General features: G+C 62.9%; 7 protein-coding genes, 2 tRNA genes and 1 riboswitch. Of the genes, 4 read left to right on the top strand and 5 right to left on the bottom strand.

Annotated elements, in window-relative coordinates; genetic code table 11:
• Position 1 precedes the first annotated feature (1 nt).
• Positions 2-75: transfer RNA gene (locus tag IRZ77_RS15330), tRNA-Val, on the bottom strand.
• A 202-nt stretch (positions 76-277) separates the two neighbouring features.
• Positions 278-354: transfer RNA gene (locus IRZ77_RS15325), tRNA-Val, on the bottom strand.
• Positions 355-557: 203 nt separating this feature from the next.
• Between IRZ77_RS15325 and IRZ77_RS15320 the strand changes: the two genes are divergently transcribed.
• On the top strand, positions 558-1841 hold the full coding sequence (locus IRZ77_RS15320; protein WP_196173853.1) for an NAD(P)/FAD-dependent oxidoreductase: 1284 nt from the start codon (positions 558-560) through the stop codon (positions 1839-1841).
• A gap of 120 nt (positions 1842-1961) precedes the next feature.
• Here the strand turns inward: IRZ77_RS15320 and IRZ77_RS15315 are convergent, their stop codons facing one another.
• A complete protein-coding gene (locus tag IRZ77_RS15315) occupies positions 1962-2696 on the bottom strand; it encodes a peptidase C39 family protein (protein WP_025338520.1) in 735 nt (244 codons plus the stop codon).
• A gap of 165 nt (positions 2697-2861) precedes the next feature.
• Between IRZ77_RS15315 and IRZ77_RS15310 the strand changes: the two genes are divergently transcribed.
• Entirely contained in the window at positions 2862-3038 is a 177-nt protein-coding gene (locus IRZ77_RS15310; RefSeq protein ID WP_167506588.1) for a hypothetical protein, read from the top strand.
• 132 nt (positions 3039-3170) lie between these two features.
• Here the strand turns inward: IRZ77_RS15310 and IRZ77_RS15305 are convergent, their stop codons facing one another.
• Together IRZ77_RS15305 and IRZ77_RS15300 are read right to left on the bottom strand one after the other, a co-directional pair.
• The gene (locus IRZ77_RS15305) at positions 3171-3923 is read right to left on the bottom strand and encodes a TerC family protein (protein ID WP_003260907.1); all 753 of its coding nucleotides are present in this window, start codon (positions 3921-3923) and stop codon (positions 3171-3173) included.
• A gap of 28 nt (positions 3924-3951) precedes the next feature.
• A complete protein-coding gene (locus tag IRZ77_RS15300; protein ID WP_046615745.1) occupies positions 3952-4191 on the bottom strand; it encodes a hypothetical protein in 240 nt (79 codons plus the stop codon).
• A gap of 133 nt (positions 4192-4324) precedes the next feature.
• Between IRZ77_RS15300 and nhaR the strand changes: the two genes are divergently transcribed.
• Both nhaR and IRZ77_RS15290 read left to right on the top strand, forming a co-directional pair.
• Positions 4325-5218 (top strand): transcriptional activator NhaR, encoded by an 894-nt coding sequence (gene nhaR / locus IRZ77_RS15295; RefSeq protein ID WP_015269780.1) that lies wholly within the window; start codon positions 4325-4327, stop codon positions 5216-5218.
• 35 nt (positions 5219-5253) lie between these two features.
• A riboswitch (cobalamin riboswitch) is annotated at positions 5254-5461 on the top strand.
• Between the two features lie 109 nt (positions 5462-5570).
• A complete protein-coding gene (locus IRZ77_RS15290; protein ID WP_196173851.1) occupies positions 5571-7697 on the top strand; it encodes a TonB-dependent receptor in 2127 nt (708 codons plus the stop codon).
• The last annotated feature ends 60 nt before the right edge of the window (positions 7698-7757 follow it).

Raw genomic sequence — 7757 nt, 5'->3', positions numbered from 1 at the left:
GTAGGCACAATTGGACTCGAACCAACGACCCCCACCATGTCAAGGTGGTGCTCTAACCAACTGAGCTATGTGCCTGTCGTGTGGTGCGCATATTAGTGATCGATTGCGTACCTGTAAAGCGTTTTTTTGAGAAAAATCAAAAACTTTCGAGTTTTGTACACATGGAGCCGTGCAGCATGAGCACGGCACCGGTCGGATGGGCTGCACACCGCCGCCTGGCTGCATAAAATCACAATGAAAAAAGGGGTGACCCTTTCGGATCACCCCTTCTTCGATTTGGTAGGCACAATTGGACTCGAACCAACGACCCCCACCATGTCAAGGTGGTGCTCTAACCAACTGAGCTATGTGCCTGTCGTGTGGTGCGCATTCTACCCATTCCAAAAACCCTGTCAACACTTTTTTTCGCGCTAACCTACTGAATCTTAAACTCTTTATAGAAACGCGCGCTGACGAGGGCCGAGTAAAGGATTTTCAACAGACGACTAGCGGGTGTTTATTATTATTGATAGCATCGGTACATTCGTTAAAAATATAAAACACGAGGTTCCTGCAGCATGGCTAACACCCCCTACCCCCAGTCCTACTACGCCGCCTCGGCCAACCCGGTGCCGCCACGTCCGGCGCTGCAGGGTGAGGTGGAAACCGATGTGTGCATCATCGGCGCCGGCTACACCGGCCTCTCCAGCGCCCTGTTCCTGCTGGAGAACGGCTTCAAGGTGAGCATCGTCGAAGCGGCCAAGGTCGGCTTCGGCGCATCGGGCCGCAACGGTGGCCAGATCGTCAACAGCTACAGCCGCGACATCGACGTCATCGAACGCACCGTCGGCCCCAAGCAGGCCCAACTGCTGGGCCAGATGGCCTTCGAAGGCGGGCGCATCATTCGTGAGCGCGTGGCCAAGTACAACATCCAGTGCGACCTGAAGGACGGTGGCGTGTTCGCTGCCCTCACCAGCAAGCAGATGGGCCACCTGGAGTCGCAAAAGCGCCTGTGGGAACGCTTCGGCCACAATCAGCTGGAGCTGATGGATCAGAAGCGCATCCGCGAAGTGGTCGCCTGCGACAACTATGTGGGCGGCATGCTGGACATGAGCGGCGGCCACATCCACCCGCTGAACCTGGCCCTGGGCGAAGCCGCCGCGGTCGAGTCGCTGGGCGGCATCATCTATGAGCAAACCCCGGCCGTGCGCATCGAGCGTGGCGCCAACCCGGTGGTGCACACCCCGCAGGGCAAGGTCCGCGCCAAGTTCATCATCGTTGCCGGCAACGCCTACCTGGGCAACCTGGTGCCGGAATTGGCCAGCAAGTCCATGCCATGCGGCACCCAGGTGATCACCACCGAGCCGCTGGGCGACGAACTGGCGCGCACCCTGCTGCCGCAGGACTACTGCGTCGAGGATTGCAACTACCTGCTCGACTACTACCGCCTGACCAGCGACAAGCGCCTGATTTTCGGTGGTGGCGTGGTGTACGGCGCGCGTGACCCAGCCAACATCGAGGCGATCATCCGTCCGAAGATGCTCAAGGCCTTCCCGCAGCTGCAGAACGTGAAGATCGACTACGCCTGGACCGGCAACTTCCTGCTGACCCTGTCGCGCCTGCCGCAGGTTGGCCGTATCGGCGAGAACATCTACTACTCCCAGGGCTGCTCGGGTCACGGCGTGACCTACACCCACCTGGCGGGCAAGGTGCTGGCCGAGGCCATGCGCGGCCAGGCCGAGCGCTTCGACGCCTTCGCCGGCCTGCCGCACTACCCGTTCCCGGGTGGCCAGATGCTGCGCGTGCCGTTCAGCGCCATTGGTGCCTGGTACTACAGCCTGCGCGATCGCCTGGGCTTCTGATGTAGGCAGGGCTGGCCTCTTCGCGGGTAAACCCGCTCCCACAGGGATATCACTGGGCCTGAGGGCAGCGGGTTTCCTGTGGGAGCGGGTTCAGCCGCGAAAGGGCCGGCACAGATAAAGCTATTTGTTCAGGCTACTCACAGCCTGCTTCGCCGCAATCTCCTGCCCCGCCCGGGCCAGTTCATCCGCAGCCTGCAACCAGCGCTGGCGGTCCACCTGGGCCGGCAGTTGCCGCGGTGGCTGCACCAGCACCGCCCAACTCCCAAGCTTCGCCCAGGCCGAGGCAAAGTCATCGAACGCCATCAGCTGCCGCCGGTGCATGCCCGAGCGCAACAGCACCCGCTGCTTGTAGCGGTCGTAGCCGATCAGCACGGCGTAGCGTGGCTCGCTCCACCAGGCCGAACCATCCTCGTAACGCAGCAGCACCGGGTTGCCCGCCGCAACCTGGGTCAACAGCGCGTCCAGCTGCTTGTCCAGTGGATACACCACCATGCCGTAGTCGCGCGCCACCCGGGGGATGCCGGTGTCCAGCGCCTCGGCGCCCTGGGGCAGGTTCAGCGGCTTGTCCAGCAGCCCCGGCGTGATCGGAGCCCCCTGTTGCGACAGCACCGCCGCCAATGCCATGGCCCCGCTGTGGTTGGCGTTGCCACGGTAGAACGGCACGCTGCTGATCTCGACCCGCTGTGGCAGGCCCTTGAGGTTGGCGGAGGGTGCGCTGGCACAACCGGCCAGGCTGGCCGCTACCAGGCAGGCCGCCAGCAGCCGACGAGGGATGGTCTTGAAGGAAGGTTGCTGCATGGACACTCGCTTGCTCCAACGCCGGGCAGGCAGCGCCCGGCTCTGGCCACCGATCATAGGTCGGACAGCGGCGCGGGTATAGTCCGACACCGGTTAGGAGCAAATCGGACCAAGCAATAGACCTTTGGTCAATGGAACGTCACTGGCGAAAGACTAGACTAAAGCAGTGTCTGGAAGGCCAGCGTCGGCGACCGAGCGCGGCCCGTAGAGATGGAGGCACAGATGAGCCTGACCATGGCGATACTCATGCTGGTGGGCATGTGGCTGAGCGTTGCAGCTGCCATGCTGTGGGGTGTACTGCGTATCGTGCGGCGTCATTCCCACCACCACCTGCCACCGCAGGCCCCCGCCAAGCCACAGCCTGTGCGCCGGGCGCGGCGGCATGCCGGGGTGCACTGACTAGAGATTTTCCCTACCCCCATTCGCGGGCTTGCCCGCTCCCACAGGGACCGCGTAGCTATCTGGCTGACGCGGCACCTGTGGGAGCGGGCAAGCCCGCGAACGGGGCGCAAGCGCCCCGCTTTTCTTGCATCAACCTTCAGCCGCCTCACGCTTCAACCGCGCCCGACGGGCCAGGATGTTGAGGATCTCGATCGCCGTCGAGAAAGCCATGGCCGCGTACACATAACCCTTCGGTACATGGGCGCCGAAACCTTCGGCGATCAGCGTCATGCCGATCATGATCAGGAAGCCCAGGGCCAACATCACCACGGTCGGGTTGTCATTGATGAAGTTGGCCAACGGGTCGGCGGCTACCATCATGACGATCACGGCAGTGATAACGGCAATGATCATGATCGGCAGGTGTTCGGTCATGCCCACGGCGGTGATGATGCTGTCGACCGAGAAGACGATGTCCAGCAACAGGATCTGGAAGATCGCCGCGGCAAAGCCCAGGGTAACCGTCGACGACACCTTGGCTTCTTCCTTGGCCCCGTGCGGGTCGACGTTCTCGTGGATTTCCTTGGTCGCCTTCCACAGCAGGAACAGGCCACCGGCAATCAGGATCACGTCCTTCCAGGAGAAGGCATTGCCGAACACTTCGAACACCGGGTCGGTCAGCTGGACGATCCAGGCCACCGTGCTGAGCAAGGCCAGGCGCATGACCAAGGCCATGCTGATACCGATACGGCGCGCCTTGGAGCGATACTCCACCGGCAGTTTGTTGGTCAGGATGGAGATGAAGATCAGGTTGTCGATGCCCAGCACGACTTCCATGGCCACCAGCGTAGCCAGGGCAACCCAGGCGGTAGGGCTAGCGACGAGTTCCAGCAAGTATTCCATTGTTCAAATCCTGCAGCAGCGGTTGGGGTCAGATTTCCTGGGTGTCTTCTTTCTTGTCGGCGTCCTTGGGCTTGTGCCCTTCGCTGCCGATGGCCTCGCTCAATGCCTGCTGTGCGGCCTTGTTGGTGTCGTCGATGGCCTGCTTGGCCGACTGTGCAGCCTGGTCGAGCATCTGCTGGGCAGATTTCTCGGCCTGCTCGCAACCTGCCAGGGTGAACAGGGACAAGGCCAGCACCAGCGGCGTGCCGATGGATTTTAGTTGCAGCATGGGTTCCTCGCTTTTCATGTTCCTGCGGCGCACACGGCGCTGATGGAGTCACATTCTAAAGAGCGCAACACATCCGGAAAATTCGTATTTTCAGCGGTTATACTTCGGTTTTTACGAATCCGGAAACATACCGATGCTCAACTATCGGCAGTTGCACTACTTCTGGGCCGTGGCCAAGACCGGCAGCATCGCCCGCGCCAGCGAACAGTTGAACCTGACCCCGCAAACCATCAGCGGGCAAATCAGCTTGTTCGAACAGACATACGGCCTGGAGTTGTTCCAGCGCGTGGGGCGCCAGCTGGAGCTGACCGAAACAGGGCGCCAGACGCTGATCTATGCCGAACAGATGTTCCAGCTGGGTAGCGAGCTGGAGGCCATGCTGCGGGCCGGCCCGCAGGAGCAGATCCTGTTCCGCGTGGGCGTGGCGGACGTGGTGCCAAAGTCCATCGTCTACCGCCTGCTGGCACCGACCATGGAGCTGGACGACGTTCTGCGTATCAACTGCCGCGAAGACAAGCTCGAACGGCTGCTGGCGGACCTGGCGATCCAGCGCCTGGACCTGGTGATTTCCGACAGCCCCATGCCCAGCCACCTGGACATCAAGGGTTATAGCCAGAAACTGGGCGAGTGCGGGTTGAGCTTCTTCGCCACTCCGGCGCTGGCACAACGCCTGGAAGGCCCCTTCCCCGCCTGCCTGCAGGATGCGCCATTGCTTATCCCCGGGCAGGAAACCGTGGTACGCAGCCGCCTGCTGCGCTGGCTGGGTGAGCAACAGGTGCAGCCACGGATCGTTGGCGAGTTCGATGACAGTGCCTTGATGCAGGCGTTCGGGCAGTCGGGCAGCGGCATCTTCGTCGCGCCCAGCGTGATCGCCGAGGAGGTATGCCGCCAATACGGCGTGGAGCTGATCGGGCAGACCGAGGCAGTGCACGAGTCGTTCTATGCCATTTCGGTAGAGCGCAAGGTCAAGCACCCGGGGATCGTGGCAATTACCGAGGGGGCGCGACGAGAGTTGTTTCATTGGTAGCAGGCGGATTTGACGCCTCCCGCGTTTCAATGGTCATATGCCCGCCAGTTTCAGGTGCCCTGCGCCGCCGCGCGCAGGGTGAAACGGGAAGCCGGTGCGTCGTGTTGCCCACGACAAGTCCGGCGCTGCCCCCGCAACGGTAAGCGAGCGAACCCTTCGAGATACCACTGTGCACCTGCATGGGAAGGTGAAGGTTTCATGCCCCTCGCAAGCCCGGAGACCGGCCTGAAGCTTCACTTGGCAACCCGCGGTGGGCGGGCGCAGGCCGGTATCCGTGCGCGCGCCTGTGTGCACGGTGCGCCTTTGCGTGTTTTCCACCGGGATCCATTCATTCCTGCAGTAGTGGAACGACATGTCCCGTATCTTCAAGCTTCACCCTCTGGCGGCCTGCCTGGCCGTTTCCCTGCCGACACTGGCCGATGACCTCGACCGACAGCCACTGGCCCTGCCCTCCACGGCCATCACTGACACCCTCGACAGCTACGCCATCGACCTGGCCACGCCGACCCAGGCTGGCTCGCGTCTTGGCCTCAGCGCCCTGGAGACACCGGCCAGCACCAGCAGCATCAGCGCCAAACAGATCCAGCAGCGCAACAACTTCACCGTACAGGATGCGGTGACCCGCTCACCGGGCATCAGCTACATCGGCTCCCCGGGCGACGGCGGCACGGGCCTGTCCGCCCGCGGCTTTACCGGGCACAACTCGGTGATGACACTGTTCGACGGGGCCCGCCTGTACACCGGTGCCGGCACCCAGACGTTCCCGGTCGACCCATGGATGGTCGAGCGCATTGATGTGATTCGCGGCCCGGCCTCGGTGCTTTATGGCGAAGGCGCCACCGGTGCGGTGGTCAACGTGATCCCGAAAAAGCCGTTTGCCGGCGAGGTACGCAACCACCTGCGCCTGGGCTACGGTTCGTGGGACCGCCAGCAGCTCGGCCTGGACAGCGGCGGCAGCCTCGGCGAGCGCCTGAGCTACCGCCTGGCCCTGAACCAGCAAACCGGTAACGGTTGGGTCGACCGCACCCCGTCCCGCAGCCTGGCGCTGAGCGCCGCGCTGCGCTTCGACGCCAGCGACGACCTCAGCTTCACCCTCGCCCACGACCGCGGCGATGCGCAGCCTGCCAACTACTACGGCACCCCGCTGATCGACGGCCACTACCGCAGCAGCCTGCGCAAGAAGAACTACAACGTGCAGGACGACGTGCAGCATTACGTCGATGAATGGACCCGCCTGAACACCGACTGGGCTTTGAACGACCACCTGAGCGCCAGCAACCAGCTGTACTACATCAAGAGCCCCCGTCACTGGCGCAACGCCGAGGACTACAGCTGGGATACCGGGCGCCAGCAGCTGCTGCGCGGCAGCTACCTGCAGATCAAGCACAACCAGGAACAGTTCGGCGATCGCCAGGCATTCACCCTCGACCACAGGCTGCTTGGCCTGGCCAGCAAGACCGTGGTCGGCGCCGAGTACAACAAGGTCCGCTTCAACGTCGACAGCAACGCACCCTACAACGATGCAGGCAGTGACTACATCGACCCATGGCAGCCGCAACCGGGTTGGTTTCACAGCGCCTCGCCGCTGCGCCCGCAAACCCTGTCCACCACCCACACCTTTGCCCTGTTCGCCGAAAACCGCCTGCAGTTGAGCGATCGGCTGTCACTGGTTACCGGCGTGCGCCGCGACCAGAACCACATCGTCCAGGAGAAACTGACCACCGACAGCCGCAGCGACCGCAGCCTGCAAGGGGGCAACTGGCGTGCCGGGCTGGTGTTTGCGGTCAGCGACGACCTGTCGCTGTATGGCCAGTACTCCACCAGCGAGGACGGGGTCAACAACCTCATCAGCCTCAGCGCCAACCAGATGCACTACGACCTGACCGAGGCCAGACAGACCGAGGTGGGGCTGAAGCAGCGCTTCTGGGAGGGGCGTGGCGAATGGACATTGGCGGCCTACCACATCGTCAAGAAGAAGCTGCTGGTGGATGACCCGATCACGCACGAGAAGCAGCAGGCTGGCCAGCAGACGTCCGACGGCCTGGAGGCAACCCTGGAACTGGCGCTGGCGCACCAGTGGCAGGTGTCAGCCAACGCGGCGATCGTGCGCGCAAGGTACGACGACTTCGACGAAATGGTTGGCGCCGTGGCGCAGGACCGTGCGGGCAATCACCCGGCCAATGTCCCGCGGCGTACCGCCAACCTGTGGCTGAGCAAAGGCTTCGGCCAGCGGCTGGAGGCCGGCATTGGCGCGCGTTATGTGGACGAACGATATGCCGATACCGCCAACACCCAAAGCGCCCCCGGCTACACCGTGGTCGATGCCGACATCGGCTGGCAGGTGTTGCCGGATGTGCGGCTGGGGTTGCAGTTGAACAACCTGTTCGACCGTGAGTATGTGCAGTCGGCGTTCAGTGGCAAGCAGTGGCTGATGGGGATGCCACGGTCGTACTTTGCGACGGTGGATTACAGCTTCTGACCTGAACTGCCTGCACCGGCCTCTTCGCGGGTAAACCCGCTCCCACAGGTACGTCACCGT

It is taken from the genome of Pseudomonas pudica (assembly GCF_015680405.1).
Classification (GTDB): Bacteria; Pseudomonadota; Gammaproteobacteria; order Pseudomonadales; family Pseudomonadaceae; genus Aquipseudomonas; species Aquipseudomonas pudica.
This window is presented reverse-complemented; position numbering and strand designations above follow the sequence as displayed.